This is a genomic window from Nocardia sp. NPDC051833 (assembly GCF_040681225.1).
Taxonomy (GTDB): Bacteria; Actinomycetota; Actinomycetes; order Mycobacteriales; family Mycobacteriaceae; genus Nocardia.
Map to the genome: position 1 here is coordinate 1,223,002 of NZ_JBFAYK010000001.1, position 24,430 is coordinate 1,247,431.

Sequence of the window (24,430 nt, forward strand, 5' to 3'; positions counted from 1 at the left end):
CGGACCATGGTCCGCTAACCAGACCGCGCTTATCCTGGACCCCGCAGGGCGTGGCTGCGAGAGCGGGGACCGGGCACCATCGAGACATGGCAGGCGAAGACATGACAGATCGGCAGCATGCTCGATCGGCGTTCGCGGAACTTCTGGTCGCGCGCCGGGCCGAGCTGCGGCCCGAGGACGTCGGCCTGCCCGGCGGCGGCCGACGGCGCACCCCCGGCCTGCGGCGCGAGGAGGTGGCGGTGCTGGCCGGCGTCAGCGCCGACTATCTGGCCCGGCTCGAGCAGGGGCGCGACAGCAATCCGTCGATGGCGGTCGTCGACGCGCTGGCCACGGCGCTGCGCTTCAACGACACCGAGCGCGCGCACTTCGGCTGGCTGGCCCTGACCAGCAGCGCCGAAGCCCGCTGCCCGAGCACCGCGTTCGACCCGGAGCTCGATCAGGTGCCCGCCGCGCTGCGCGGAGTCGTCGACGCGATGACGCCGACGCCAGCGTTCGTGCTCGGCCCGCGCGCCAATGTGCTGGCCTGGAACAGCGCGTGGGCGGACCTGGTCGGCCCGATCGGCCTGCTCGACGATCCCGACCAGGTGAACCTGGCCGTGTGGACCTTCCGGCACGCGCAGGCCCGCGTCACGGTGACCGACTGGGCCCAGCTCGCTGATCACCTGGCCGACCAGCTCGCCAGGACCAGGCTGCGCAGGCCCGAGGACGAGCGGGTGGCCGGGATCATCGCCCACCTGTGCACCGAGCCGGAATTCGCCCGCCGCTGGCAGCCGCATCGCCTCGCCGAGGACGTGCCCACCCTGCTCGGTTTCGAACACCCGGTGCGCGGCACCCTCACGTTCACGGTGCAGACCCTGGCGGCCGAGCGCGATCAACAGGTCGTCATCTGGCTGCCGCGCGAGGCAGCGGCCCGCGCACCGGAACTGCGCCTCGTGCCGGGCCACGCGGTCGGCGAGTAGTACCTACAAGCCGAGTTCGGCCATGCGGGCGGCGTGGCGCTCCTGCATCCGGTCGAACAGGGTGGCGATGCCGTTGAGGTCGCCGGTCGCGGCCAGCACCAGCTCGGCCAGCTCGTCGCGCTGGGCCATCACGTACTGCGCCTGGGTGATCGCCTCGCCGAGGAGCCTGCGGCCCCACAGGGTGAGGCGGTCGCGCTCGGAGCGGCTGGCCGCCACCGCGCTGCGCACCTCGTCGACCACGAACTGGGAGTGGCCGGTCTCGGCGAGCACGTCGCGCACCACGTCGGCGACCTCGGCGGGGAGCACGCCGACGATCTCGGAGTAGAAGTCGGCGGCCAGACCGTCACCGACGTAGAACTTCACCATCGACTCGAGCCAGGTCGAGGGGTCGGTGGAGGCGTGGTAGGAGTCCAGCGCGCCCTGGTACTGCGCCATCGAGGCCTCGGGATCGGCGCCCCGCGCGGCCAGCGCCGACTCCAGGGTTTCGAAGTGCGCCAGCTCGGCGGCGGCCATCTTCGCGACGGCCACCCGGCCGCGCAGCGACGGCGCCAGCTTGGCCTCTTCGGCCAGCCGGTAGAACGCGGAGATCTCGCCGTAGGCGACGACCGCGTACAGCTCGGTCACCCCCGGGTGATCCGCGGCGAGCGGTTCGGTCGAGACAACATCCGGCGCGGCAGAGGTCTGTGCTCCCATGGGTATCAACCTTAGTCCCGATCGATGATCAGTCGCGCTCCGCCAGGAACTTGTCGAGGTAGGTCCAGGTGGTGTGGCGGGCGTCCGGCCCGGCCAGGATGCCGAGATGACTGCCCGGCGCGACCTCGTAGGTGACCGACGGCGATCCGGTGAGGGTGCGCAGGCCCGCCTCGACGGCGGCCTTGGGCGTGATGACATCGGACGTGCCGCCGACCAGCAGCACCGGCACCCGCACATCGGCGAGTTCGACGACCCGGTCCCGCAGCTGGAGCCTGCCCCGGCCGATGTCGTTGGCCAGGATGAACCGGCCCCAGATCTGCCCGTAGAAGCGGCCGGGGTAGCCGGGCATGGCGGCCTGGAACCGGTCGATGGATTCCATCTTGGCCAGCGTCTCGGTGCGGGTGATGTTGTTCGCCAGGAACATCGGCCGCGCCAGCTCCCGGTCGAAGGCGGCGAGCCGGTAGCCGATCTTGACCAGCGGCGCGGGGATGCCGCCCGCGGCGCGCACCAGCGCGGTGGTGGCCTGGCCGCCGGTGACGCTCGCGACCGCGCGCAGCTGCGGCATGCCGAGCATCTTGTTGTAGTCCAGCGGCGAGCCGACGCCGGTCACCGAGCGGATCGGCAGTTCCGGGTTCGCGGCGGCGGTGAGCAGGGCGAACACGCCGCCGATCGACCAGCCGACCAGGTCGACGGGAGCACCGCCGCGATCGGCGCTGGTGCGCAGGATCGCCTCGGGCAGGATGTCGGTGACCCAGTCCTCGAAGCCCATCCGGCGATCGGCGAAGGAGATGTCGCCGTAGTCGACGAGGTAGGTGGACCGGCCGGTCGAGACCAGGTGGCGGGCCAGGCTCTGGTCCGGGCGCAGGTCGAAGCAGGTCGCGGGCGCGGCCAGCGGCGGCACCAGCAGCACCGCGGAATCCGATGTGGCCGAGGGCGATTCGGATTCGTAGCGGCGCAGCAGACGATGCGGTTCGTCCCACAGGACGGTCGAGGGGGCCGGGGCCGGCGCTTCGATGCCTCCGCCGAAGCTCAGCGCCCACGCGTTGCGCGCGGCGGTGGTGACGGTCTCGGTGATGCTCACGTCAAGAATGTCTCACACACGGTACCGGCGGTACCAAGTGAGTTCTGTTACACGTGACAGACACGCGCGAAATCGCGGCCGTCGAATTGTGCTGTGACACAGGGTGGGACCACGAGAATGTGACGTCGCACCGGTATTCGCGGCACTGTGCGCCGAGCCGAAATTCGGGCTGCGAAGAATATCACGCTACAATCTCCGTGGACAACGCTAGTTTCCTCGCCCCGGCAGACCCTGCGGGCGCGACTCTCCCGCTCTCGCGGGCGCTGCGCTCCACCGGCGTTCAGCGCGGGCGGACGGCGGCGATGTCCACGGAAAATGTGCGCGCACCGAATCCGCATCACCGATGTGCCGCGCCGATGACGCGATAGCGCTCGGTGCAGGCCCGGTGAATATCACAGGCGGATATGTGGTCGTCGCGGGCCGACCGGCCCGCCCCACCTCGTGCGTGCGAGATGCAATGACGAGGAAGGCACGAACCCTGAGCAAGATCACTGTCGAACAGGAACCCGGTTTGACCGACACTCTCCTGACGGCCGAACTGGACAACACCCACATCCCGCCGAGTTTCGCCGAATTGGGCGTGCGCGAAGAAATCGTGCGCGCGCTCGGCGAGATCGGGATCGAACGCACCTTCGCGATTCAGGAACTGACCCTGCCGCTGGCGCTGGCCGGCGAGGATCTCATCGGTCAGGCCCGCACCGGCATGGGCAAGACCTTCGGTTTCGGTGTGCCGCTGCTGCACCGCATCGCCACCGCCGACACCGGCACCACCCCGCTCGACGGCACCCCGCGCGCCCTGGTCATCGTGCCGACGCGCGAGCTGTGCATCCAGGTCACCAAGGACCTGGAGAACGCGAGCAAGTACCTGACCAACCACCAGGGCCCGCTGAAGGTCGCCGCCATCTACGGTGGCCGCCCGTACGACACCCAGATCGCCGCGCTGCGCGACGGCGTCGACGTGGTCGTCGGCACCCCCGGCCGCCTGCTGGATCTGGCCAACCAGAACCACCTGATCCTCGGCAAGATCGGCGTGCTGGTCCTGGACGAGGCCGACGAGATGCTCGACCTGGGCTTCCTGCCCGACATCGAGCGCATCCTGTCGATGGTCCCCGACGCCCGCCAGACCATGCTGTTCTCGGCGACCATGCCCGGCCCGATCATCACCCTGGCCCGCACCTTTCTCACCCGCCCGACCCACATCAGGGCCGAGGAGGCCAGCGACTCGGCGGTGCACGATCGCACCGCGCAGTTCGTCTACCGCGCGCACGCGCTGGACAAGAGCGAGCTGGTCGCGCGCGTGCTGCAGGCCGAGAGCCGCGGCGCCACGATGATCTTCACCCGCACCAAGCGGACCGCGCAGAAGGTGGCCGACGACCTGGCCGAGCGCGGTTTCGCGGTCGGCGCCGTGCACGGCGACCTGGGCCAGATCGCCAGGGAGAAGGCGCTGGCCAAGTTCCGCAAGGGCACCATCGACGTGCTCGTCGCCACCGACGTCGCCGCGCGCGGCATCGATATCGACGACGTCACCCACGTCATCAACTACCAGTGCCCCGAGGACGAGAAGACCTACGTGCACCGGATCGGCCGCACCGGCCGCGCCGGCCGCACCGGTGTCGCGATCACCCTGATCGACTGGGACGAGCTGCACCGCTGGGAGTCGATCGACAAGGCGCTGGGCCTCGGCATCCCCGACCCGGCCGAGACCTACTCGCGCTCGCCGCACCTCTACACCGATCTCGGCATCCCGGAGGGCGTCACCGGCGTCATCCGCAAGCCGAAGCCGGTCCGCGAGGAGGGCGACGTCGTCGAGGAGCGCACCGAGCGGCCCAAGTCGACCAGGAGCCGTCGCCGCACCCGCGGTGGCAAGGCCGATCCGGCCGCGGGCACCGAGTCGGCCACGGCCGACACCGCCGCCGACGAGTCGGCCCCGGCCGACGACGCCGAGGGCGACAAGCCCGCCCGCCGTCGCCGCCGTCGCCGCAAGCCCGCCGAGGCGGGCGAGGCGACCGCCACCGAGTCGGGTGCCGAGGCGGCTCCGGCCGCCACGGGCGAGTCGGCCACGTCCGGCGACACTGCCGCCGAGTCCGCGACCTCCGGTGACGCGCCCGCCGAAGCCAAGCCGGCCAGGCGCGGTCGTCGGCGCAAGCCGGCCGAATCCGCCGCCGACAGCCCGGCGACGGCCGACAGCCCGGTGACCGTCGACGCCTGACGCGGAACACCCCGACCGCCCCCTGCCCCCACGGGCCGGGGGCGGTCGCGTCTTCGCCTGTCGCCCCGGCCGGACTCACCCCCTGGCAGCCCGCCGACCCGGATGCCCGGCGCGCACGCCACGCCGAGCGCCCCGCTCCCCCTTCGGGACCGGAGCGGTCGACGTGCCCGCCGGGCTCCTGGTCAGGCACCTGCGCGCGGACGACGGCGCCGCAGGCGCGAGCAGGCCACCAGGGGTGGTGGACTCGGGTGCCATGGCGCGCCGAATACACTCGCCTGTGTGCTCGCACCCGAGCGGCGGACGCGCGCCGATATCTTTGCCGCAGCAGCGATCGCCGTCACCCTCGTGCTGGCGGCGATCGTGGTGTGGGCGCGAGCCGACGCCACCGGGACCGATTCGGTCACCGCGGCCTCGCCCGCGCCGACGGTGACCGCGGCGACGCAACTACCCGCCACCCTCAGCGAACGATGGCACGCGGCCGACACGGCGAGCAGCCGGGCCCTGACCTCCGGCAATGTCGTGGTGACCGGCGACGCCGGCACCGTCAGCGGCCGGGACCCGGTGAGCGGCGAGCAGCTGTGGTGGTATCGCCGCGACATGCCGCTGTGCGCGGTGGAATCCCAGTTCGGCACCGTCATCGCCACCTATCGCGATCAGCGCGGTTGCAGCCAGACCACCATGCTCGAGTCCGACACCGGCGCGCGCAAGGTCGCGCGCAGCAGCTACATGGACGACGAGATCCGGGTCACCGGCGACGGCACCTACCTGCTCGCCCTCGGTCCCGACCGGCTGGAGATGTGGCGCTCGGACCTGGTACGCACCCTCGAGTTCGGCTACGTCGACGCCCCGGTGAACCCGAACACCCAGCCGCGCACCGGCTGCGCGCTGACCTCGGCCGCGTCGAGTTCCTCGCGCCTGTCGGTGCTCGAGCGCTGCCCCGCCGACATGACCGCCCGGCTGACCGTGCTCAATCCGGCGCCGAAGGAATCGACCGACCCGGAGGAGTACGGCTCGCGGGTGCTCACCGCGCCCGGCGCGGACTCCCCCGAGGTCCGGGTGATCGCGGTGTCGGACAACAAGACCGCCGTCTACTACCCGGCCACCCCGGCGACGGCGACCGGCCTCGGCCTGCCCGCGCGGATCGCCGTGCACGACGGCACCGGCAACGAGATCGCGGTGCACCAGCTGGCCGCGCCGTGGAACCCGCGCACGACCACCGTGACCCGGCTCGGTTCGGCGATCTACGTCTTCACCGGCGACAGTCTGATCGCCTTGAGCGCGAACACTTTACAGCCGGTCTGGACGGTCCGCGACGCGCTCGGCACGCCCGCGCTGATGGCGGGCAGGCTGCTCGTCCCGGTCGCCGACGGACTGATCGCGGTGGACACCGCCAACGGCGAGACGGTCGCCCGCATCCCGCTCCAGCGCACCGACTACCAGGGCGACACCATCTCCACCGCCGTCCTCGGCCCGACGGTCTTCGAACGGCGCGGCGGACAGCTCTACGCCCTCGGCTGACGATTCCGCCGTGGCGGCGCCTGCCATGATGGACCCATGTCCACTTCCGACGTCCGGCTGGTCCTGCTGCGCCACGGCGAAACCACCTGGTCCAGTCAGCGACGGCACACCAGCCACACCGATCTGCCGCTGACCCCGCTCGGCGAGGCCCAGGCGCGCTCGGCCGGACTGGTACTGAAATCGCTCGACCTGCGCGATCCGCTGGTCTTCACCAGCCCCCGCCTGCGCGCCAGGCAGACCGCCGAACTGGCCGGGCTCACGCACGCCGCGATCGACGAAGACCTCGCCGAATGGGACTACGGCGACTACGAGGGCCTGACGACCGTGCAGATCCGCGAAACCGTCCCCGGCTGGACGGTGTGGACCGCCCCCGTCCCCGGCGGCGAGAACGCCGAGCAGGTGGGCGCGCGGGCCGACCGGGTCCTGGCCCGGGTCGAACCGGTACTGGCCGACCGCGACGTCGTCCTGGTCGGCCACGGCCACTTCTCCCGCGTCCTGATCGCCCGCTGGGCCGAATTCGCCGTCACCGAGGGCCGCCGCTTCGCCCTGTCGACCGGCGCGATCACCGAACTCGGCTACGACCACGACGCCCACACCGTCTGGGGCCACAACCTCACCACCCGCACCGAACCCATCGAAGGAGCCGCCCGATGAGCGTGCGTCGCGCCACCCCCGCCGATGTCGCCACGATGGTCGAGCTCGTGCACGAGCTGGCCGAGTACGAGAAGGCGCCCGCGGAGTGCACGCTGACCGTCGAGCAGCTCGATACCGCGCTGTTCGGGCCCGCGCCGGCGCTGTTCGCCCATGTCGCCGAGCTCGACGGGGTGGTGGTCGGGTGCGCGATCTGGTTCCTGAACTACTCCACCTGGGACGGGGTGCACGGGATCTATCTGGAGGACCTGTACGTGCGGCCGGAGACGCGCGGCACCGGGCTCGGTCGCGCGCTGGTCGCCGCGCTGGCGGCCGAGGCGGTCGCGCACGGGTACAGCCGGGTGTCGTGGTCGGTGCTCACCTGGAACACGCCGTCGATCGCGTTCTACGAATCCCTCGGCGCCGCACCGCAGGACGAGTGGATCGGCTACCGGCTCGCGGGCGACGAACTGTCGGCGCTGGCCGCGACCGCGCGCTGAGCCGTGCGGATCGACGCGCCCCGCGACTGGCCGCGCACGCCCGAGGAGGCGACCGCGCTCCAGGACGAACTGCGCCCGCTGGTGCGCGCGGAAAACCCCGCGCCGCCGCGATTCTCGACCGCCGCGGGAATTGATTCCGCCTACGCCGAGGACGGCACCGTCGCGACCGCGGCGGTAATTCTCGATATCGCCACCCTGGAACCGGTGGAATCCGCGGTGGCGCACGGAATCTCGACATTTCCCTATGTGCCGGGACTGCTCGCGTTCCGGGAACTCCCGGCCACCGTCGCGGCACTGGAGAAACTCACCGGTACCCCGGATCTGCTCGTCTGCGACGCCCAGGGCCGCGCGCATCCGCGCCGCTTCGGGCTGGCCTGTCACGTGGGATTGCTGGCCGGAATTCCCACCATCGGTGTCGCCAAATCGGTGTGGGGCGAGTACACCGAGCCCGGCCCGCGCCGCGGCGACGCCACCGACGTCACCATCGACGGCGAGGTGGTCGGGCGCGCGCTGCGGACCCGCGACGAGGTGAAGCCGCTGTTCGTCTCGGTCGGCCATCTGATCGACCTCGACACCGCCTGCGCGCAGGTGCTCGCCCTCACCAGGGGCTTCCGGCAACCGGAGACCACCCGCCGGGCCGACCACCTGTGCCGGGCGGCGCTGCGCGCGGCGACGGCCTGAGCGCTACGCGTCCCGGTGCTCGGGGTCGGAGAGCTCGCCGTAGTCCTGCCGACAACGGTCCGGCTACGGACGGTCTTCAGTGATCTCGCCGTAGTCCTGTGCCATGAACCGGCTCGACGCGGGGGCGAACAGCGCGGCCAGGCCGCCGAGCGAGATGATCGCCAGCAGGGTGCCCCACAGCGGCTGGTGCGAGTCGGTCAGCAGCGACCACGCGACCGGCAGCAGCAGCACCTGGGCGATGACGGCGATCGCGCGCCCCCAGCGCTTGCCGCGCAGCAGGCCGATGCCCGCGGCGAGCACGCCACCGAACAGCACACCGAACCACATCGCGGTGCCGACGCCGCTGGCCACCGACTGGTCGTGGCCGGTCAGCGCGCGCACCACCAGCACGACCGCGGTGCCGACGCCGGCCAGACCCTCGAGGGTCACCAGGGCGCCCGCCACCCGGATCGACGCCGGAATGCCGGTCGGCACCGGTTCGTCGTCACGCTGTTCGCCGCTGTCTGTCACGTCCTGCTCCGCCACGGCCCCCAGCCTACGACGAGCTGTCGTGGTGGCCCGGCGCGCGCCGGGTGTTCACGCCCTCCCATTACCCTCGACATCGTGCGGACGCTGCTCATCGTCAACCCGAATGCCACCTCGACCACCCCGGCGACCCGGGATCTGCTCGCCCATGCCCTGGAGAGCCGGACCCAGCTGACCGTTGCGCACACCCAGCATCGCGGCCACGCGGCCGAACTGGCCCAGTGGGCATCCACGCAGGAGATGGACCTGATCGTCGTGCACGGTGGCGATGGGACGGTCAACGAGACCATCAACGGCTTCCTGCCGGTGCCCCAGGTGGGCGACGATCAGGTCTGGCGACCACGCCTCGGCATCATCCCCGGCGGCTCGGCCAACGTCTTCGCCCGCGCCCTCGGTATCTCCCCCGATCCGGTCACCGCTACCAACCAGCTCATCGATCTGCTCGGCCGCGACGCGGACCGCCGGATCGGGCTCGGGCTTGCCGACGATCGGTGGTTCACTTTCAGCGCGGGCGTCGGTCTGGACGCCGATGTGTGCGAGGCGATCGATGTCGCCAGGGCGAAGGGCCGCAAGGCGACGCCCGCCCGCTATCTGCGGACCACGGTGCGCCAGTTCTTCCGCGCCCGGCGCGCGGATCCGCGCGTCACCGTCGAGGTCCCGGGACACGATCCGGTCGATGAGGTGTATTACGCCTTCGTCACGAATTCGAGTCCGTGGACCTATCTCGAGGACCGCCCGATTCGCACCAATCCGGGGACGACCTTCGAATCCGGCCTCGGGGTGTTCGCGGTCCGTTCGATGAGTGTGACCCGCACCCTGCTGCTTGCCAGGCAGTTGCTGGCCGAGAATGGAAACCCCAAGTCGGACACGCTTTTCCGGGTCGACGACGTGCCGTCCGTGCACATCGAGACGCCCGAGGAGATCGGCCTGCAAATCGATGGCGACTTCATCGGAAAACGCAAGATGGTGCATTTCACATCGGTGCCCGGCATCCTCGATGTGGTGGCGCCCAAGCCCTCCTGAGCTCCGGACACGCGGAAAAATCTCCCGGTTGCGCTGCGAAAACCAGGAGACGCGAGTACAAAGGACCGGGCGGGTTCCCCCTGCGGGCACCTTAGAGCGTGATCTCCCCCACGGTGCGCCGGACACCTATTGACATCTACGGTGTTCGTGAAAGCATTCACAAGCAACCGTGCGGAAACATTCGAGTCGCACAAGTGAACGATCCACTAACCAGAGGTGCCCTTTGTGGCGCCCGCGCAAAGGAGCAGAGGAATGGACTGGCGCCACAAGGCCATCTGTCGCGACGAGGACCCCGAGCTGTTCTTCCCGGTGGGTAACAGTGGTCCTGCGCTCGCGCAGATTGCCGATGCCAAGCTGGTCTGCGCCCGCTGCCCCGTCACTGCCGATTGCCTGTCGTGGGCCCTGAAGTCCGGACAGGATGCCGGCGTGTGGGGTGGAATGAGCGAAGACGAGCGTCGCGCGCTCAAGCGGCGCAACGCGCGCACCCGTACGCGTACCTCCGTCTAGTCGACGAAGGAGGCGTTGCCGGGCCATTCAGCCCGGCCCGGTAACGCATGTGAGAACCCGGCACCTCGCGGTGCCGGGTTTATTGTTGCCCTACAGCGGTTTTCGGACTTTCTAACGTCCGGAGCGGCGGCCCAGCGGGACCCGCAGCACCGCGTCGGTGCCCACGTCGGCACCGGGATGCAGGCCGATCGAACCACCGAGTTCCGAGGTCACCAGGGTCCGCACGATCTGCAGGCCGAGGCGGTCGGAACCCTCCAGACTGAACCCGGCGGGCAGGCCACGGCCGTCGTCGCTGATGATCACGTCGAGCCAGCGGGCCGACCGTTCCGACCGAATCGTCACGGTACCGTTCTGCCCCGCGTCGAAGGCGTGCTCGATCGCGTTCTGCACCAGTTCGGTCAGCACCATCACCAGCGGGGTCGCCCGCTCGGCGGAGAACACCCCCAGCGAGCCCGCCCGGCGGACCTTGATCCGCGCGGTGTGCACCGTGGCCACATCGGCCATGATCGGCAGCAGCCGGTCCACGACCTCGTCGAGGTCGACCTCTTCGTCCACCGACATCGACAGCATCTCGTGCACCGAGGCGATACTGGTCACCCGGCGCACCGATTCCGTCAGCGCCACTTGGGCTTCCGGGTTCTCGGTACGGCGCGCCTGCAGGCGCAGCAGCGCCGCCACGGTCTGCAGATTGTTCTTCACCCGATGATGGATCTCGCGGATCGTCGCGTCCTTGCTCAGCAGCGCGCGGTCGCGTCGCTTCACCTCGGTGACGTCGCGCACGAGCACCGCGGGCCCGGCCAGTTCGCCGCCCGGCCGCAGCACCAGCGTGCGCAGCAGCACGGTCGCGCCGCGCGCCTCGACCTCCATCCGGCGGCCGGTGCGCCCGGCCAGCGCGGCCTGGATGTCGGCCACCACCTCCTGCGCGTCGAACGGGTCGGTGATCAGCGAGCGGGTGGTGACGGCGAGATCCTGGCCGACCAGGTCGGCCTGCATGCCCATCCGGTGATACGCCGAGAGCGCGTTCGGGCTCGCGTAGACGACGATGCCCTCGGTGTCGAGCCGGATGAAGCCGTCGCCCGCGCGCGGGCTGGAGTGCGTCGCCGCACGGTCCTCCGGGGTGGGGAAACTGCCGTCGGCGATCATCTGGCACAGGTCGTCGGCGCAGGAGACGTATGCCGTCTCCAACGTGCTGCGGACCCGGGACCGCTGCAGATCGGAGTCGCGGCTCAGCACCGCGATCACGTCCTCGCCGCAGCGCACCGGGATCGCCTCCCGGATCGCGTGCACCGGGCTGGGGTGATAGACCGCGCTGACCTCGACCTCGCTGTCGGTCCGCGCCGTCTCGCCGGTCAGCAGGGCGTCGAAGACCTGCGGGAAGTCGGTGCGGGAGGCCGTGGTGCTGACCTTGTCGTCCAGGTGCACGGTCGGTGCCGTCGTCGGACGGATCTGGGCGACGCACACGACATCGGCGCCCTCGGCGACCGGCCCGGCGCCGACCCACAGCAGCAGGTCCGAGAACGAGAGGTCGGCGAGCAACTGCCAGTCACCCACCACCCGCTGCAGATGGTCGACGGCGATGCCGGGTAGGTCGGTGTGTTCGGCCAGTAACTCGCTCAGAGTTGCCACGGTGGATCTACGCTTCGCTTCCGGGTGCGGGTCAGGCGATGGTGGCGATCAGGTCGCCCGCCTGGAGGACCTGTCCGGGCGCCACATCGATCGAGGTGACGTCACCTTCGACCTCGGTGAGCACCGGGATCTCCATCTTCATGGATTCGAGCAGCACCAGGGTCTGATCGACCCGCACATGCTCGCCCACCGCGACCTCGACAGCGAGCACGGTCGAGACCATCTCCGCGCGCACTTCTTCAGGCATGGCACCCCGTTCACTAGTCGGTCAAGCCACCGCATGCATGCGATAGCGGTAGTGCCGAAGCTACAGCCATTGACTTCCTCCCGTCCCCGAGGGGCCGGGATTTACCTGCCTCACGGCAGGACCTTCCTGTTTCATCGACAGTCGCCTACCCGCATCAACCACGGGTTGGTCTCACACCATCTCCACAGGCGAGCACCGCCAGCCCGACGGCACGTATGTTCCTCGCGGCATTGACATCCCGATCGTGGACCGCGCCACACCGGCACTCCCACTCGCGAACATTCAGCGGCAACTTGTCCACGATCGATCCGCACGCCGAACACGACCTCGACGACGGATAGAACCGGTCGACCGCAACCACGGTCCGCCCGTACCAATCCGCCTTGTACTCCAGCATCGACCGGAACTGTGACCAGCCGGCATCCGAAATCGACCGCGCCAGACGATGATTGCGGGCCATGTTGCGCACACTCAGATCCTCGATGGCGATCACTTGATTTTCGCGCACCAATCGAGTAGAGAGCTTGTGCAGATGATCTCGCCGCCGGTCTGCGATCCGGGCATGAATCCTGGCCACCCGCAGCCGGGCCCTCGCCCGATTGCTCGACCCCTTCTGCTTGCGCGACAACGCGCGCTGAGCCTTCGCCAAACGCTCCCGATCCAGCCTCTCGTATCGGGGATTGGATACCTTTTCCCCCGTCGAGAACGTGTACAGGCTGCTGATCCCAGCGTCCACCCCGATCGATTCCGAAGAGTCGGGGTGATCGGCGATGAACTCCTCCACCAGGATCGACACGTGATAGCGGCCCGCAGCATCTTTCGACACCGTGACCTGCGATGGTCGAGCCCCCTCCGGTAGTGGGCGTGACCATACGACAGCCAATGGGTCTGCTTGTTTGGCCAGCTTGATGCGCCCATCGCGGTAGGTGAAACAGTTCGAGAAGTAGGTGGCCGAATCAGTCGACCGCCCCTTCCTCTTGAACCTCGGGTAGCCGGTCTGCTTGCGCCAGAACTTGTCGAAAGCAGCTTGCAGATTCTGCAACGTGGCCTGCAACGGCCCTTTCGAAGGCTCAGCGAGCCACTCGGTATCCGGATCACGTTTCCAGGCGGTGAGCATCTTGCTCGTCTCCGCATAGTTGACGCGTCGCTGCTCCTGCATCCATGCGCGCGAACGTTCCGCAAGAGCCCGGTTATAGACATAGCGGACGCAGCCGAAAGTACGGGCAAGCTGTTGCCGTGCCGCTGCCTCCGCGGTGAAGGCGGAGTCTGCGCGACGACCCTCGGATCACACATGAAACAATGGCTCTCGATCAGATCGTGCTCCGCGCTCCGGCGGGGAGGACCCAGAGAAGGGAGCTACCTATGGGTAAGCGTGGACGTAAGAAGCGCAGCCGCAAGGGCAACGCAGCCAACCACGGCAAGCGGCCCAACTCCTGAGCTGCGCTCGGAGTACGGAAAAGGGGCACCCGTCGGGTGCCCCTTTTCTGTGTCCTGACCCGGGCGTTCAGCCCTCGGTGGTCTCGATCCTGGTGACCGTGATCGACCGGTGGATCTCCAGCTTGAGCCGGTCGCGCAGCCCCTCCGGAGCGTGCTCACCACCACATTTGCGGCTGAGCAGGCCCTTGATCTTCTCCTCGATGCCGTAGGCCTCGATGCACGGACTGCAGTGGTCCATGTGCTCCTGGAGCCGGTCCCGGGTGGCCTGATCGCATTCGCCGTCGAGCATGAGCCACACGTCCGCGAGTACCGCGGTGCAGTCCATCTCCATGTCGGGGTCGCTCACTTCGTAACCTCCTGGCGTTCCCCACGGTCGAATCCACGTTCACGCGCCACGTCGGCGAGCAAACCCTTGAGCTGCTTGCGGCCGCGGTGCAGCCGGGACATCACGGTACCGATCGGGGTGCCCATGATGTCGGCGATTTCCTTATACGGGAACCCCTCGACATCGGCGTAATACACCGCCATCCGGAACTCCTCCGGCAACTGCTGGAGCGCGGCCTTGATCTCGTCGTCGGGCAGGGCGTCGAGTGCCTCCACCTCGGCCGAGCGCAGGCCCGTCGAGGAATGCTCGGCGGTGGCCGCGAGCTGCCAGTCGGTGATCTCGTCGGTCGGGTACTGCGCGGGCTGGCGCTGTTTCTTGCGGTAGGAGTTGATGTAGGTATTGGTCAGGATCCGGTAGAGCCAGGCCCGCAGATTCGTGCCCTCCTTGAAGGACTTGAACCCCTGGAACGCCTTCACGTACGTCTCCTGCACCAGGTCCTCGGCGTCGGCCGGGTTCCTGGTCATGCGCAGAGCGGCGCCGTAGAGCTGGTCCAGCATCGGGAGCGCATCGCGCTCGAACCGCGCAGCCAGCTCGGCTTCGTCGACTTCCGAGCCGGACGCCTCGGCAGGCACCACGTCATCGTCGCTCGTCACACCAATCCCTTCGATCGCCGTAGTAGCCGAATCTACCGGCACCACGGATTCGAAAGGCAATCGCGCACCCTGCGGCGAGACAGGACGCTCCTCGAGCAGCAGTGTCACTATCTCTCCTTCGCGAGTTCGGCGGCGGGTGGGCTTGTCACTTGTGTGCAACAGGCACCCCAGCATCCGTGTTCCCGGACGGTAGGAAATGTGTTTGCCGAGCGGGGCACCCGCGCGGTTAGGGTGACGCACATGGCAGCCGCGTCGACTCCCGCGATCAAGGTCCTCACCGGTGCTGGCATCGCCCACCGGGTCCACGCCTATGCCCACGATCCGCGGGCGGAATCCTTCGGCGACGAGGCCGTCGACGCGCTGGGCGGCGAACTCGGCGTCGCGGCCGCGCAGATCTTCAAGACGCTGGTGATCGAACTGTCGACCGGCGCGCTGGCCGTCGCGGTGCTGCCGGTACCGGCCAAACTGTCGCTGAAGGCGGCCGCCGCGGCGCTGGGCGCGCCTAAGGCGGGCATGGCCGACAAGACCAAGGCCGAGCGCACCACGGGGTACGTCCTCGGTGGCGTCTCCCCGCTCGGCCAACGCAAGAAGCTGCCGACCGTCGTCGACGCCTCGGCGCTGGACTGGGACCGGGTGCTGTGCAGCGCGGGCAAGCGGGGCCTCGAGATCGAGCTGGCACCGGCCGACCTGGTGCGCGCGGCGGCCGCCGTCACGGCCCCGATCACCGCCTAGCGCGGCGCGCGGCCATCCGATCGGCGTTTCGTTCCGAATTCACTGCGACGCAGTCCGCGCCCGGTACGACCGATTCGACCCGAGGATGTGATGCGAGAAATGTCCGCTCGTTCGACGATCGCCACCCTGTCCGGTGCTCTTGTCCTGACCTTCGGCGCTGTCGCCTTCGCCCCGCCCGTCACCGCGATCCCGCCGGTGGCCCCGTCCGCGCCGACCGACCCGAGCGACTTCCCGCTCAACGGTCCCGGCACCACCAAGAACTCCCCCCAGGCCGCGCCCGAGAAGGACGAGAAGGCCGAGAAGGCCGAGAAGGCGGAGAAGCTCGGCGGCGGGGTCGCCACCGTGCTGATCGATCTGGCCACCGGAATCGTCAAGTGCGGCTTGAACATCGCCACCGACGCGGTGAAGTGCAAGTTCTGACGACGCACACGGCGGGGCCGGATCGGCGCGAGCCACCCGGCCCCGCCGTTTTCCGTCTCCGGACTAGAACAGGCTCGGCACGTCCGCGGCGGGGTCGAGCAGCTCGGGCCCGTTGTTGCGCACGCTGTTGACCAGGGTCGACACCGGCCGCGCCACGATCGCCGCCACCTCGGCGGGCGAGGCACCGGCGAGCAGTTCGGCCGGTGCCGGATGGTCGGGATCGAGCCAGGCGTCCCAGTGCTCGCGCGGCATCGGCAGCGGCATCCGGTCGTGGATCTTCGCGAGGTCGCCGATGGCGTCGGTGGTGAGGATCGTGCACGACAGCAGCGGCGCGGCGTCGGGCACGTCCCGATCGCGCCACACCGACCACAGCCCGGCCATGTAGAGCCGCGACCCGTCCGCGTGCGCCATGTAGTACGGCTGCTTGACGGCCTTGCCCTTCGCCGTCGGGGCGGATTCGACCAGCCATTCGTACCAGCCGTCCATCGGCACCAGGCAGCGCTTGTGCTTGGCGGCGTCGCGGAACGACGGCGCGGTGACCGCCCGGTCGGCGCGGGCGTTGAACAGCGGCTTGCCCTTGGCCGGCTTGCCGGGCTCGCCCGCCTTCGTCCAGGCCGGGATCAGGCCCCAGCGCATGCGCCGGACCCGCAGTGCCGGGTCGTCGTCGGGGGCGCCGTGCTCGTGCCGCTCCACCACGGTCAGCACCTGACTGGTCGGGGCCACGTTGTAGCTGACCGCCGATTCCTGCTGGTCCGCGTCGAGATCGGTCTCGTCGATCGCGTCGAGTTCGGCCGCCAGCCGACCCGGATTCGTGGTCGTCGCATATCGTCCGCACATACGGCCATCGTCTCACCGGGGACCGACACCCGGCGGCGACGCGACCACACCGAATTCCACACCACCCGTGTGTCCGGACCGCACATGCGCGAAGATGGGCGGGTGAGTTTCTGGCCAGCGCCCCATATCGAGGTCCCCGTCCACGCGACCGTGACCCTGCCCGGTTCGAAATCCATCACCAATCGCGCGCTCATCCTGGCCGCACTGGCCGATGGCCCGTCCACCCTCACCGGTGCGCTGCGCAGCCGCGACACCGACCTGATGATCAAGGCCCTGCAGAGCCTGGGCACCGAGATCCTCGGTGACGCCGAGACGCTCGAGGTCACCCCGGCGCCGCTGCGCAGTGCCGCCGTCGACTGCGGCCTGGCGGGCACCATCATGCGGTTCCTGCCGCCCGCCGCCGCGCTGGCGACCGGCGACGTCGCCTTCTTCGGTGACGAGCAGGCCAAGACCCGCCCGCTGACCACCATCCTCGACGCCCTGCGCAAGCTCGGTCTCGACGTCGACGGCGACGCGCTGCCGTTCGTCGTGCACGGCACCGGCAGCCTGCGCGGCGGCGCGGTCACCATCGACGCCTCGGGCTCCTCGCAGTTCGTCTCCGGCCTGCTGCTCTCGGCGGCCCGGTTCGACGAGGGCATCACCGTCCACCACGACGGCAAGCAGCTGCCGTCCATGCCGCACATCGAGATGACGGTGGAGATGCTGCGCCGCGCCGACGTGACCGTGCACACCCCCGCCGACTCGCGCAGCGCGCAGACCTGGACCGTGGAGCCGGGCCCGATCCGCGCGGTCGACTGGGAGATCGAGCCCGATCTGTCCAACGCCACCCCGTTCCTGGCCGCGGCGGCGGTCACCGGCGGCGAGGTGAGCATCCCGATGTGGCCGCGCGGCACCACCCAGCCCGGTGACGTGATCCGCGAGATCCTGGTCCGGATGGGCGCCGAGGCGCGCATCTTCGACGGCGTGCTCACCGTGCGCGGCCCCGGCCGCCTGGCCGGCATCGACATCGACCTGCACGACGTCGGCGAGCTCACCCCGACCGTGGCGGCGCTGGCCGCCCTGGCCGACTCGCCCTCGCACCTGCGCGGCATCGCGCATCTGCGCGGCCACGAGACCGACCGGCTCGCGGCGCTGTCCACCGAGATCAACCGCCTCGGCGGCGATGTCACCGAGACCGAGGACGGCCTCGAGATCGTGCCCGCGCCGCTGCACGGCGGACAGTGGCATTCCTACGCCGACCATCGGATGGCCACCGCCGGCGCGATTCTGGGCCTGCGGGTGCCCGGCGTGGAGATCGAGGACATCGGGACAACGGCCAAGACGCTGCCGACCTTCGTCACCCTGTGGGAGCAGATGCTCGACCCCGCCCTATCGGGTGAGGGAGCGGCGCGCTGAGCCGCCGCGGCCGTACCGCAGCCAGCTACGACGAATCCGATGTCCGGGTCCGCCCGGGCAGGGCCTCGCGTCCGCGCACCAAGACCCGTCCGCAGCACAACGACGCCGAGGCCGCCATGGTGGTCTCGGTGGACCGCGGTCGCTGGGGCTGTGTGCTCGACGGTGACGCCGACCGGCGCATCGTCGCCATGCGGGCCAGGGAACTCGGCCGCACCCCGATCGTGGTCGGCGACCAGGTCGACGTCGTCGGCGATCTCACCGGCAAGCCCGACACCCTCGCCCGGATCGTGCGGGTCGCCGAGCGCAGCACCGTGCTGCGGCGCACCGCCGACGACACCGATCCGTTCGAGCGGATCGTCGTCGCCAACGCCGAGCAGTTGTTCATCGTGGTCGCGCTGGCCGATCCGCCGCCGCGCACCGGGTTCGTCGAGCGGGCAATGGTGGCCGCGTACGCCGGTGGGCTGGAACCGATCCTGGTGCTCACCAAACGCGATCTGGTCGCCGAATCCGAATTCGCGACCGCCTTCGATGGCTTGGACCTGAAGATCCTCTACGCCGGGATAGATGACCCGATCGAGCCGGTGCTGGAACTGCTCGACGACCGGCTCACCGCCCTGATCGGGCATTCCGGGGTCGGCAAGTCGACGATGGTGAATCGTCTTGTGCCCGATGCCTATCGGGCCGTGGGCGAGGTGTCCGGGGTGGGCAAGGGCAAGCACACCTCCACCCAGTCGGTGGCCCTCCCGCTGCCCGCGGGTGGCTGGGTGATCGACACCCCCGGCGTGCGGTCGTTCGGGCTGGCCCACATCACGCCCGACGACGTCATCGCCTCGTTCACCGACCTGGCCGACGCCATCGAGGACTGTCCGCGCGGCTGCACCCACCTGGGTCCGCCCGCCGATCCGGAGTGCGCGCTGGACCAGCTCCCCGGCACGGAGCGGCGGGTCGCCGCGATTCGTCAGTTGCTGACCGCGCTGATCTCGAACGAGACCTGGTAGCAACCGATTCCGTGCCGGGGAGGGGTGCTCAGAACCCGAAGGATCCGGTGCCGGTACCGCCGCCGTCACCCGGGCCGGGATCGGTCGGCACGTCGGCCACGGTGACCACCTTGGTGGTCGACGAGCTGGCCACGCCGCTGCGGCCGGAGAACGTCGCGCCGATGGTGTAGGCACCCGCGGCGCCCGGCGTCCACACGATCGTGGCCTTGCCGTTCGCGGCGACCGGGATGTCGCCGAGGACGTTGTCACCGGCCTTGAACTGGACGGTGCCGCCCGCCGCCGCGGGCGAGACGCTGGCCTCCAGCGTGACGGCCTTGCCGACCTGCGCGCCGGTCACGTCGGTGAGCACGGTGCTCGACACGGCGTCGCTGGACACCGTGATGTTCGGGCCCTTGCCCTGGTAGGTGCCGTCGCCGAGCGAGCCGCCGTAGTGCATGGAGGTCGGCAGCGGGGTGTCGCGGGCGCAGTTCACGCCCACCTTGTACTGCACCTCGAAGGTCTGCGACTTCGGCTCGATGTTCGGGTACACCGGGTACTTGGTGATGCCGAATTCGGCGCGCACCCAGTCCGAGGACGAGGTGTCGAGCTGGACCTGGTCACCGCCCATCTTGGCCGAGCCGGCGACCGGGGTCAGGCACGCCGGGTGCAGGTCCTTGATGTTGTAGATGTATTCGACCGGGATGCCGGTGCGCTCGAACTTCGTCGTCACGGTCACGGTGTCGCCGACGACCGGGTTGGTGTTGGACACCGTCCGGGTGAATTTGCTGTTCCCGTCGTTCCAGGTGATCGTTCCCGGCGCGGCCGAGGCCGTCGCCGGCATCGCCGCCACCGCGAAGCCGGCCGCCACCGCGAACGCGGCCATCGAACCGGCTACCCGCTGCACTCTTCTGTCCACCATCGTTGTCTCCCACGTACACCGGGCGCCCTCGACATCTTCGTCGAGGCGTTCCATCGCCCGAGTTGGCGAGCAGTAGATCACGCAGCGGCACCCCGGCGGATCGAAATCCGAAATGAGTCTCATTCAGATTGCGAATTCGACTCACGTTGGTTCGCGTTCCCGGCAACGGACACCCGGCGCCGGTAGCGTCTCCCCCATGAAGCCACCGGCGATCGGTTATCTGCGCCGCGACATCTCGGGTGTCGCCCAATCCTGGGACGAAACGCAGATCCGTTCCCTAGCCGAACGACTCGGCTACCGCTTCACCAAGACCGTCGTCTTCAGCGACCGCACCATGGACCCGCTCGGCCGTCTGCTCGACGTGGTGACCACCACCGAGGCCGCCGCCGTGGTCACCCCCGACCTCACCCACCTGGGCGCCGATCTCCCCCACCGGTTACTCGCCGCCTGCGACATCATCACGGTCTCCCCCGAGATCACCCACGCCCGCACGATCCCCGCCCTCCCCGCCTGATCCACCGGCGGACCATGGACGTTCCTATCGTCTGATCGACGTGGGCGCCACCGTGGGCTCGCACGGCCTCCGGCGCGGAACGATGAACCTCGCAAAACGCCCATCTTTTGCGAGCCTCGGAGGCCGTGCCATGTGTTCCGACATCCTCGACCTGGACGCTGTCGACATCGATCCCGACGACTACGTCCAGGCCTTGATGAGCTGGCATTTCGGTGCCGACACCGGGAGTCCGTACTGGTTACGGCGGGCCGCCGGGCTCGACTTCGATCCGCGGACCGACGTGCGGACCTTCGACGATCTGCGCCTGTTCCCCAACGTGATCGACGAGTTCCGCGATGTCGCGGTGGAGGATCTGATCCCGCGCGGGCTGCGCGGCGCGGATCGGGAGATCGCCGGGATCTTCGAGAGCGGCGGGACCACCGGCGCGCCGAAGCGGTTCGTGATGTTCGAGCGCTGGATGGAGTTCGCGCTGTCCTGGGACGAGCACCATTACGCCGACCTCGGGACCACGAACACCCTGGCCATCGCACCCAGCGGCCCACACATGTTCGGGGAGTTCGCGTCCCGGCGCGCCCGCAGGCACCACGGCGTGAAGTTCACCGTCGACCTGGACCCGCGCTGGATCAAGTACCTGATCGGCTCCGGTGACACCGACGGCGCCGACCGCTATGCCGAGCACCTGATCGACCAGGCCGCCGCCATCCTGACCACCCAGTCGGTCGGCATCCTCATCGCGACCCCGCCGCTGCTCGAGCGGCTGGCCCGGCGCGAGGAGCTGGTCGACGCGGTCCGCAAGCAGGTGAAGTTCCTGTGCTGGAGCGGCGCGCACATGGACGCCGACACCAGGGACGTCCTGCGGCAGGAGGTCTTTCCCGGCATCCCGCTCAAGGGCCTCTACGGCAGCACCACCATCCTCGGCATGTCGCGCGAGCGCGATGTCGAGCGCGCGGACGGGCTGGCCGTGTTCGACACGCCGAGCCCCTACATCGCGTTCCGCGTGGTCGATCCGGCGACCGGTGACGACGTCGCCGACGGCGAGCGCGGTCAGGTCGTGATGAACCACCTCACCAAATACGCGCTGCTGCCGAACAATCTGGAGCGCGACACCGCGCTGCGCGCCGAACCCGCGCCGGGCACGCTCGGCTGCGCGGTCGCCGATGTGCGGCCGGTGCAGACCTTCGCCGACAAGTCCGTCATCGAGGGGGTGTACTGATGATCGAGATCGACGCCCTCGGGCCCGCCGGCGCGTATCACGCCAGGCAGCGCATTCCGATCACCGCCCTGGACGGCACCGAAGTCGGTGAGCTGGGCCAGGTTCCGGCCCTGTTCGTCCGGCGCGCGATCGCCGCCATGCGCGCGGCGCCCACTGTCCCGGCCGCTGAACGCTTCGCCCTCATGGCGAAGGCCGCCGAGCTGTTCACCACCGCCACCATCGGCGGGCTCGATCCCGAGGAGTACATCCGGATCGTCTCGACCGTGTCCGGGGTGCCCCAGCAGGTGGTGCGCCAGTCGGCCGAGTGGGTCGCCGAGGTCCTGCGCTCGCAAAGCGACACACTGGCTTCGGCGATGCCGCAGGGCGCCGTCGCGGAATGGTCCGACGAGCGCACCCGCGAGGGTGCGGGCGTGTGGGTCCGCAAGGGCGAGGTGTTCGCGGTGCACGCGGCGGGCAACACCCCGGCGGTGCACGGGCTCTGGCCGGAGGCACTGGCGCTGGGCTACAAGGTCGTCGTCCGGCCCTCGGCACGCGAGCCGTTCACCGCCTTCCGGCTGGTGAGCGCGCTGCGGATGGCGGGGTTCCCGCCCGCGACGATCACCCTGCTACCCACCGACTACGCCGCCGCCGATGTGATCATCGCCGAGGCCGACTACGCGATCGTCTACGGCGGTCAGGACGTCGTCGACAAGTACGGCACGAGCTCGCGGGTGCTCACCCAGGGCCCCGGCCGGTCCAAGATCCTGATCACCGCCGACGTGGACTGGCGGGAGCGGATCGACGTGATCGCCGATTCGGTGAGTCATCTGGGCGGCACCGCCTGCACCTGCACCACCGGGGTGCTGGTCGAAGGCGACCCGGAACCGGTGGCCCGCGCGCTGGCCGAGCGCCTGGAGCGCATCCCGAGCCTGCCCGCCGACCATCCCGACGCCATCCTCACCGTGCAGCCGCTGCCGACGGTGACGGCGATCGACGAGTACCTGCACGAGGTCGCGGGCACGGCGACACCGCTGCTCGGCGGCGACACCATCGTCGACGAACTCCCCTCCGGCGGTGCGGTGCTGCGCCCGGCCGTGCACCTGGTCGACACCGCGACCGCGCCGCAGCTCGGGGTCGAACTGGCCTTCCCGTGCGTCTGGGTGGGGCCGTGGCAGCCCGCGGACGGCATCGCGCCCCTGCGGGACACGCTGGTGCTGACGGCGATGACCACCCGCGCGGATCTGGTCGACGCCCTGCTGACCGAGCCGACCATCACCAATCTCTACCTCGGCGACAATCCCACCACCTGGCTGCGACCCGGCGTTCCGCACGACGGCTACCTGGCCGAATTCCTCATGCGCTGCAAGGGCATGATCCGCTCCGGCATCTGATCCGGCGCGCCCGCGCCCGGCCTGTCCCCGCCGGGCGCGGGCGCGTACGCGAAAATGACCGGGTGACCACCGAGAACCCGCGCCCCCGGCCACCGGCGATGAGCCCGACCATCCTGGTGATCACGCTGTCGCGCCGGGTCGAGGCCGAACTGAGCGCCGGACTGGCCCCACTGGACCTCACGGTCGCCAGGCTCGGGCTCCTCGGGCACATCAACGGCGTGCCGGGGGCGTCGTTCAGCGAGCTGGCGCGGATGTCGGGAACGAGCGTGCAGAGCGTGCACACCGCGGTGAAGTCGCTGGTCGCGGCCGGGCTGGTGCAGGACCGCACCGCGCGCGCCGGATCGGCCTCGGCGATCGAGCTCACCGAGGCGGGCACCCGGCTGCTCGGTGAGGCGCGAAAAGTGGTGACCCAGGTCGACACTCAGCTCTTCGGACCCGACGCCGACCCGATTCAGCGGCGCGTCGGCACGGCCATCGTCGCCGCGTTCACCGGCGCGTCGCCCGCCTGACCAGCGTTCCCACCGGACGTGACCCAGCCGACCTTCAATGTTGTTGAAACTCGAGCTAAGCTTCAGCCATATTGAAGGTCGGAGGGAGTCGACAGGTGGAACATCTCTTGCTGTCCGTGCACGTGGTCGCGGGCATCGTCTTCGTCGGGGGCTCGGCGGTCGCGACCAGCCTGTTCCCCCGCTACGCCCCGGTCGCGGCGGGCGGCCCCGATCCCGACTCGGTGCGCAGCCGCTCGGTGGCGGTCGCCCTGCACCGGATCACCGGCAACTACGCCAAACTCGCGATCATCGTCCCGGTGATCGGCATCGTCCTGGCCACCCTCCAGGGCCGGATGAACGAAATCTGGATCACCGTCGCCATGATCACCACCGCCATCGCGGGCGGCCTGCTCGCGGTGCAGATCCACCCACTCCAGCGCCAGGCCCTCGACACCCCCGACGCGGGCAGCCGCCTGAAGACGCTGTCGATGCTGGCCGGCATCTACAACCTGCTCTGGACGGCGGTCGTCGTCCTCATGATCGTCCGCCCCGGATCCGCGAGCTGAAAACCGGCGGCGTCAGGCGTGTTTGGCGCCGATGGTGTGCAGGATTTCGTGGATGATCGGGTCGGTCAGGCGGTTGGTGACCGTGCGGCCTTCGCGGCTGGAGGTGACGCAGCCTTCCTGGCGCAGGACGCGCAGGGCCTGGGAGATCGCGTTCTCGGTGCGGCCGATGGCGGCGGCCAGTTCACCGACGCTGATGCCGGGGGTGCGGTGCAGGCATAGCAGGATCTCCAAGCGGTTCGGGTCGGAGAGCAGGTCGAATCGCTGGGCCCAGGTGGCGATTTCGACGTCGCCGATCGCGCGCCGGCCGAGCTCGACCGGCGATCCGTCCAGTGTGCGTGGCTCTCCCATGACGGCGTTCAGCTTAGTCCTCGACTGGACAGCGCCG

Annotated in this window: 27 protein-coding genes and 1 pseudogene; 17 read left to right on the forward strand and 11 right to left on the reverse strand. The window is 69.7% G+C overall.

The features are described from left to right. The first annotated feature begins 101 nt into the window (after positions 1 to 101). Complete coding sequence (locus AB0L91_RS05295; protein WP_365007365.1) at positions 102 to 959, forward strand: helix-turn-helix transcriptional regulator; 858 nt, start codon at positions 102 to 104, stop codon at positions 957 to 959. Positions 960 to 962: 3 nt separating this feature from the next. On the opposite strand, the gene AB0L91_RS05300 is transcribed toward AB0L91_RS05295, so the two are convergent. Continuing rightward, the gene (locus tag AB0L91_RS05300; RefSeq protein ID WP_355276063.1) at positions 963 to 1,652 is read right to left on the reverse strand and encodes a ferritin-like fold-containing protein; all 690 of its coding nucleotides are present in this window, start codon (positions 1,650 to 1,652) and stop codon (positions 963 to 965) included. A 28-nt stretch (positions 1,653 to 1,680) separates the two neighbouring features. Beyond that, positions 1,681 to 2,733, reverse strand: coding sequence for an alpha/beta fold hydrolase (locus tag AB0L91_RS05305; protein ID WP_365007367.1), 1,053 nt, complete (start codon positions 2,731 to 2,733; stop codon positions 1,681 to 1,683). Positions 2,734 to 3,190: 457 nt separating this feature from the next. Between AB0L91_RS05305 and AB0L91_RS05310 the strand changes: the two genes are divergently transcribed. The 5 genes from AB0L91_RS05310 (at position 3,191) to AB0L91_RS05330 (ending at position 8,271) form a co-directional block, all read left to right on the forward strand. Then, positions 3,191 to 4,942: a DEAD/DEAH box helicase gene (locus AB0L91_RS05310; RefSeq protein WP_365007369.1), complete on the forward strand. Its 1,752-nt coding sequence runs from the start codon at positions 3,191 to 3,193 to the stop codon at positions 4,940 to 4,942. A gap of 279 nt (positions 4,943 to 5,221) precedes the next feature. Then, positions 5,222 to 6,460: a hypothetical protein gene (locus AB0L91_RS05315; protein ID WP_357343498.1), complete on the forward strand. Its 1,239-nt coding sequence runs from the start codon at positions 5,222 to 5,224 to the stop codon at positions 6,458 to 6,460. Positions 6,461 to 6,496: 36 nt separating this feature from the next. Continuing rightward, complete coding sequence (locus AB0L91_RS05320) at positions 6,497 to 7,114, forward strand: acid phosphatase (protein ID WP_365007371.1); 618 nt, start codon at positions 6,497 to 6,499, stop codon at positions 7,112 to 7,114. Then, positions 7,111 to 7,590 carry a GNAT family N-acetyltransferase gene (locus tag AB0L91_RS05325; RefSeq protein ID WP_365007373.1) on the forward strand — a complete coding sequence of 160 codons (480 nt, stop codon included), beginning with the start codon at positions 7,111 to 7,113 and terminating at the stop codon, positions 7,588 to 7,590. Before AB0L91_RS05320 ends, AB0L91_RS05325 begins: the two co-directional genes overlap by 4 nt. A gap of 3 nt (positions 7,591 to 7,593) precedes the next feature. After that, positions 7,594 to 8,271 carry an endonuclease V gene (locus tag AB0L91_RS05330; RefSeq protein ID WP_365007375.1) on the forward strand — a complete coding sequence of 226 codons (678 nt, stop codon included), beginning with the start codon at positions 7,594 to 7,596 and terminating at the stop codon, positions 8,269 to 8,271. Between the two features lie 63 nt (positions 8,272 to 8,334). Here AB0L91_RS05330 and AB0L91_RS05335 read toward each other — a convergent pair whose 3' ends face one another. Further along, on the reverse strand, positions 8,335 to 8,745 hold the full coding sequence (locus tag AB0L91_RS05335) for a hypothetical protein (protein WP_365011187.1): 411 nt from the start codon (positions 8,743 to 8,745) through the stop codon (positions 8,335 to 8,337). A 129-nt stretch (positions 8,746 to 8,874) separates the two neighbouring features. Between AB0L91_RS05335 and AB0L91_RS05340 the strand changes: the two genes are divergently transcribed. Continuing rightward, complete coding sequence (locus AB0L91_RS05340; RefSeq protein ID WP_365007377.1) at positions 8,875 to 9,819, forward strand: diacylglycerol kinase family protein; 945 nt, start codon at positions 8,875 to 8,877, stop codon at positions 9,817 to 9,819. A gap of 252 nt (positions 9,820 to 10,071) precedes the next feature. After that, positions 10,072 to 10,326, forward strand: coding sequence for a WhiB family transcriptional regulator (locus AB0L91_RS05345; protein ID WP_022567051.1), 255 nt, complete (start codon positions 10,072 to 10,074; stop codon positions 10,324 to 10,326). Between the two features lie 111 nt (positions 10,327 to 10,437). Here the strand turns inward: AB0L91_RS05345 and AB0L91_RS05350 are convergent, their stop codons facing one another. The 5 genes and pseudogenes from AB0L91_RS05350 to AB0L91_RS05370 all read right to left on the reverse strand — a co-directional run bounded on the left by AB0L91_RS05350 (position 10,438) and on the right by AB0L91_RS05370 (position 14,722). Next, positions 10,438 to 11,952, reverse strand: a complete 1,515-nt coding sequence (locus tag AB0L91_RS05350) for a histidine kinase N-terminal domain-containing protein (RefSeq protein ID WP_355276077.1) — start codon at positions 11,950 to 11,952, stop codon at positions 10,438 to 10,440. 31 nt (positions 11,953 to 11,983) lie between these two features. After that, on the reverse strand, positions 11,984 to 12,199 hold the full coding sequence (locus AB0L91_RS05355; RefSeq protein ID WP_189026708.1) for a biotin/lipoyl-binding carrier protein: 216 nt from the start codon (positions 12,197 to 12,199) through the stop codon (positions 11,984 to 11,986). Between the two features lie 154 nt (positions 12,200 to 12,353). Continuing rightward, positions 12,354 to 13,436: pseudogene (locus tag AB0L91_RS05360) on the reverse strand (RNA-guided endonuclease TnpB family protein); the annotation flags it as partial. 267 nt (positions 13,437 to 13,703) lie between these two features. Then, positions 13,704 to 13,967 (reverse strand): mycothiol system anti-sigma-R factor, encoded by a 264-nt coding sequence (gene rsrA, locus AB0L91_RS05365; protein ID WP_218718691.1) that lies wholly within the window; start codon positions 13,965 to 13,967, stop codon positions 13,704 to 13,706. A gap of 11 nt (positions 13,968 to 13,978) precedes the next feature. After that, positions 13,979 to 14,722: a sigma-70 family RNA polymerase sigma factor gene (locus AB0L91_RS05370; protein ID WP_355276080.1), complete on the reverse strand. Its 744-nt coding sequence runs from the start codon at positions 14,720 to 14,722 to the stop codon at positions 13,979 to 13,981. A gap of 132 nt (positions 14,723 to 14,854) precedes the next feature. Here AB0L91_RS05370 and ybaK point away from each other — a divergent pair, with 132 nt between their 5' ends. Beyond that, complete coding sequence (gene ybaK, locus AB0L91_RS05375; protein WP_357343488.1) at positions 14,855 to 15,346, forward strand: Cys-tRNA(Pro) deacylase; 492 nt, start codon at positions 14,855 to 14,857, stop codon at positions 15,344 to 15,346. Between the two features lie 99 nt (positions 15,347 to 15,445). Beyond that, positions 15,446 to 15,766 carry a hypothetical protein gene (locus tag AB0L91_RS05380; protein ID WP_365007381.1) on the forward strand — a complete coding sequence of 107 codons (321 nt, stop codon included), beginning with the start codon at positions 15,446 to 15,448 and terminating at the stop codon, positions 15,764 to 15,766. A 63-nt stretch (positions 15,767 to 15,829) separates the two neighbouring features. Here the strand turns inward: AB0L91_RS05380 and AB0L91_RS05385 are convergent, their stop codons facing one another. After that, positions 15,830 to 16,603 (reverse strand): SOS response-associated peptidase, encoded by a 774-nt coding sequence (locus AB0L91_RS05385; RefSeq protein ID WP_365007383.1) that lies wholly within the window; start codon positions 16,601 to 16,603, stop codon positions 15,830 to 15,832. Between the two features lie 84 nt (positions 16,604 to 16,687). Between AB0L91_RS05385 and aroA the strand changes: the two genes are divergently transcribed. Together aroA and rsgA are read left to right on the forward strand one after the other, a co-directional pair. Beyond that, positions 16,688 to 17,998 carry a 3-phosphoshikimate 1-carboxyvinyltransferase gene (gene aroA / locus AB0L91_RS05390; protein ID WP_357343483.1) on the forward strand — a complete coding sequence of 437 codons (1,311 nt, stop codon included), beginning with the start codon at positions 16,688 to 16,690 and terminating at the stop codon, positions 17,996 to 17,998. Beyond that, positions 17,995 to 18,996, forward strand: a complete 1,002-nt coding sequence (gene rsgA, locus AB0L91_RS05395) for a ribosome small subunit-dependent GTPase A (RefSeq protein WP_357344244.1) — start codon at positions 17,995 to 17,997, stop codon at positions 18,994 to 18,996. Before aroA ends, rsgA begins: the two co-directional genes overlap by 4 nt. Before the next feature lie 28 nt (positions 18,997 to 19,024). On the opposite strand, the gene AB0L91_RS05400 is transcribed toward rsgA, so the two are convergent. Beyond that, positions 19,025 to 19,894, reverse strand: coding sequence for an Ig-like domain-containing protein (locus AB0L91_RS05400; protein WP_355276088.1), 870 nt, complete (start codon positions 19,892 to 19,894; stop codon positions 19,025 to 19,027). 196 nt (positions 19,895 to 20,090) lie between these two features. Here AB0L91_RS05400 and AB0L91_RS05405 point away from each other — a divergent pair, with 196 nt between their 5' ends. From AB0L91_RS05405 to AB0L91_RS05425, 5 genes are all read left to right on the forward strand, one after another. Continuing rightward, positions 20,091 to 20,408 (forward strand): hypothetical protein, encoded by a 318-nt coding sequence (locus AB0L91_RS05405; RefSeq protein ID WP_357343481.1) that lies wholly within the window; start codon positions 20,091 to 20,093, stop codon positions 20,406 to 20,408. A gap of 130 nt (positions 20,409 to 20,538) precedes the next feature. Continuing rightward, on the forward strand, positions 20,539 to 21,621 hold the full coding sequence (locus tag AB0L91_RS05410; RefSeq protein ID WP_365007385.1) for an AMP-binding protein: 1,083 nt from the start codon (positions 20,539 to 20,541) through the stop codon (positions 21,619 to 21,621). Continuing rightward, the gene (locus AB0L91_RS05415; RefSeq protein WP_365007387.1) at positions 21,621 to 22,991 is read left to right on the forward strand and encodes an aldehyde dehydrogenase family protein; all 1,371 of its coding nucleotides are present in this window, start codon (positions 21,621 to 21,623) and stop codon (positions 22,989 to 22,991) included. Before AB0L91_RS05410 ends, AB0L91_RS05415 begins: the two co-directional genes overlap by 1 nt. A gap of 62 nt (positions 22,992 to 23,053) precedes the next feature. Then, the gene (locus AB0L91_RS05420) at positions 23,054 to 23,500 is read left to right on the forward strand and encodes a MarR family winged helix-turn-helix transcriptional regulator (protein WP_365007389.1); all 447 of its coding nucleotides are present in this window, start codon (positions 23,054 to 23,056) and stop codon (positions 23,498 to 23,500) included. A 95-nt stretch (positions 23,501 to 23,595) separates the two neighbouring features. Next, entirely contained in the window at positions 23,596 to 24,045 is a 450-nt protein-coding gene (locus AB0L91_RS05425) for a hypothetical protein (protein ID WP_357343475.1), read from the forward strand. Positions 24,046 to 24,057: 12 nt separating this feature from the next. On the opposite strand, the gene AB0L91_RS05430 is transcribed toward AB0L91_RS05425, so the two are convergent. Further along, positions 24,058 to 24,393: a metalloregulator ArsR/SmtB family transcription factor gene (locus tag AB0L91_RS05430; protein WP_365007391.1), complete on the reverse strand. Its 336-nt coding sequence runs from the start codon at positions 24,391 to 24,393 to the stop codon at positions 24,058 to 24,060. Between the last annotated feature and the right edge of the window lie 37 nt (positions 24,394 to 24,430).

Excerpts from the sequence above, each read along its gene's own strand:
- AB0L91_RS05295 (WP_365007365.1), top strand. The coding sequence starts at position 102 with ATGACAGATCGGCAGCATGCTCGATCGGCGTTCGCGGAACTTCTGGTC.
- AB0L91_RS05300 (WP_355276063.1), bottom strand. The coding sequence starts at position 1,652 with ATGGGAGCACAGACCTCTGCCGCGCCGGATGTTGTCTCGACCGAACCG.
- AB0L91_RS05310 (WP_365007369.1), top strand. The coding sequence starts at position 3,191 with ATGACGAGGAAGGCACGAACCCTGAGCAAGATCACTGTCGAACAGGAA.
- AB0L91_RS05320 (WP_365007371.1), top strand. The coding sequence starts at position 6,497 with ATGTCCACTTCCGACGTCCGGCTGGTCCTGCTGCGCCACGGCGAAACC.
- AB0L91_RS05325 (WP_365007373.1), top strand. The coding sequence starts at position 7,111 with ATGAGCGTGCGTCGCGCCACCCCCGCCGATGTCGCCACGATGGTCGAG.
- AB0L91_RS05345 (WP_022567051.1), top strand. The coding sequence starts at position 10,072 with ATGGACTGGCGCCACAAGGCCATCTGTCGCGACGAGGACCCCGAGCTG.
- AB0L91_RS05355 (WP_189026708.1), bottom strand. The coding sequence starts at position 12,199 with ATGCCTGAAGAAGTGCGCGCGGAGATGGTCTCGACCGTGCTCGCTGTC.
- rsrA (WP_218718691.1), bottom strand. The coding sequence starts at position 13,967 with ATGGAGATGGACTGCACCGCGGTACTCGCGGACGTGTGGCTCATGCTC.
- ybaK (WP_357343488.1), top strand. The coding sequence starts at position 14,855 with ATGGCAGCCGCGTCGACTCCCGCGATCAAGGTCCTCACCGGTGCTGGC.
- AB0L91_RS05380 (WP_365007381.1), top strand. The coding sequence starts at position 15,446 with ATGTCCGCTCGTTCGACGATCGCCACCCTGTCCGGTGCTCTTGTCCTG.
- AB0L91_RS05385 (WP_365007383.1), bottom strand. The coding sequence starts at position 16,603 with ATGTGCGGACGATATGCGACGACCACGAATCCGGGTCGGCTGGCGGCC.
- aroA (WP_357343483.1), top strand. The coding sequence starts at position 16,688 with ATGCGCGAAGATGGGCGGGTGAGTTTCTGGCCAGCGCCCCATATCGAG.
- AB0L91_RS05400 (WP_355276088.1), bottom strand. The coding sequence starts at position 19,894 with ATGGTGGACAGAAGAGTGCAGCGGGTAGCCGGTTCGATGGCCGCGTTC.
- AB0L91_RS05405 (WP_357343481.1), top strand. The coding sequence starts at position 20,091 with ATGAAGCCACCGGCGATCGGTTATCTGCGCCGCGACATCTCGGGTGTC.
- AB0L91_RS05410 (WP_365007385.1), top strand. The coding sequence starts at position 20,539 with ATGTGTTCCGACATCCTCGACCTGGACGCTGTCGACATCGATCCCGAC.
- AB0L91_RS05415 (WP_365007387.1), top strand. The coding sequence starts at position 21,621 with ATGATCGAGATCGACGCCCTCGGGCCCGCCGGCGCGTATCACGCCAGG.
- AB0L91_RS05430 (WP_365007391.1), bottom strand. The coding sequence starts at position 24,393 with ATGGGAGAGCCACGCACACTGGACGGATCGCCGGTCGAGCTCGGCCGG.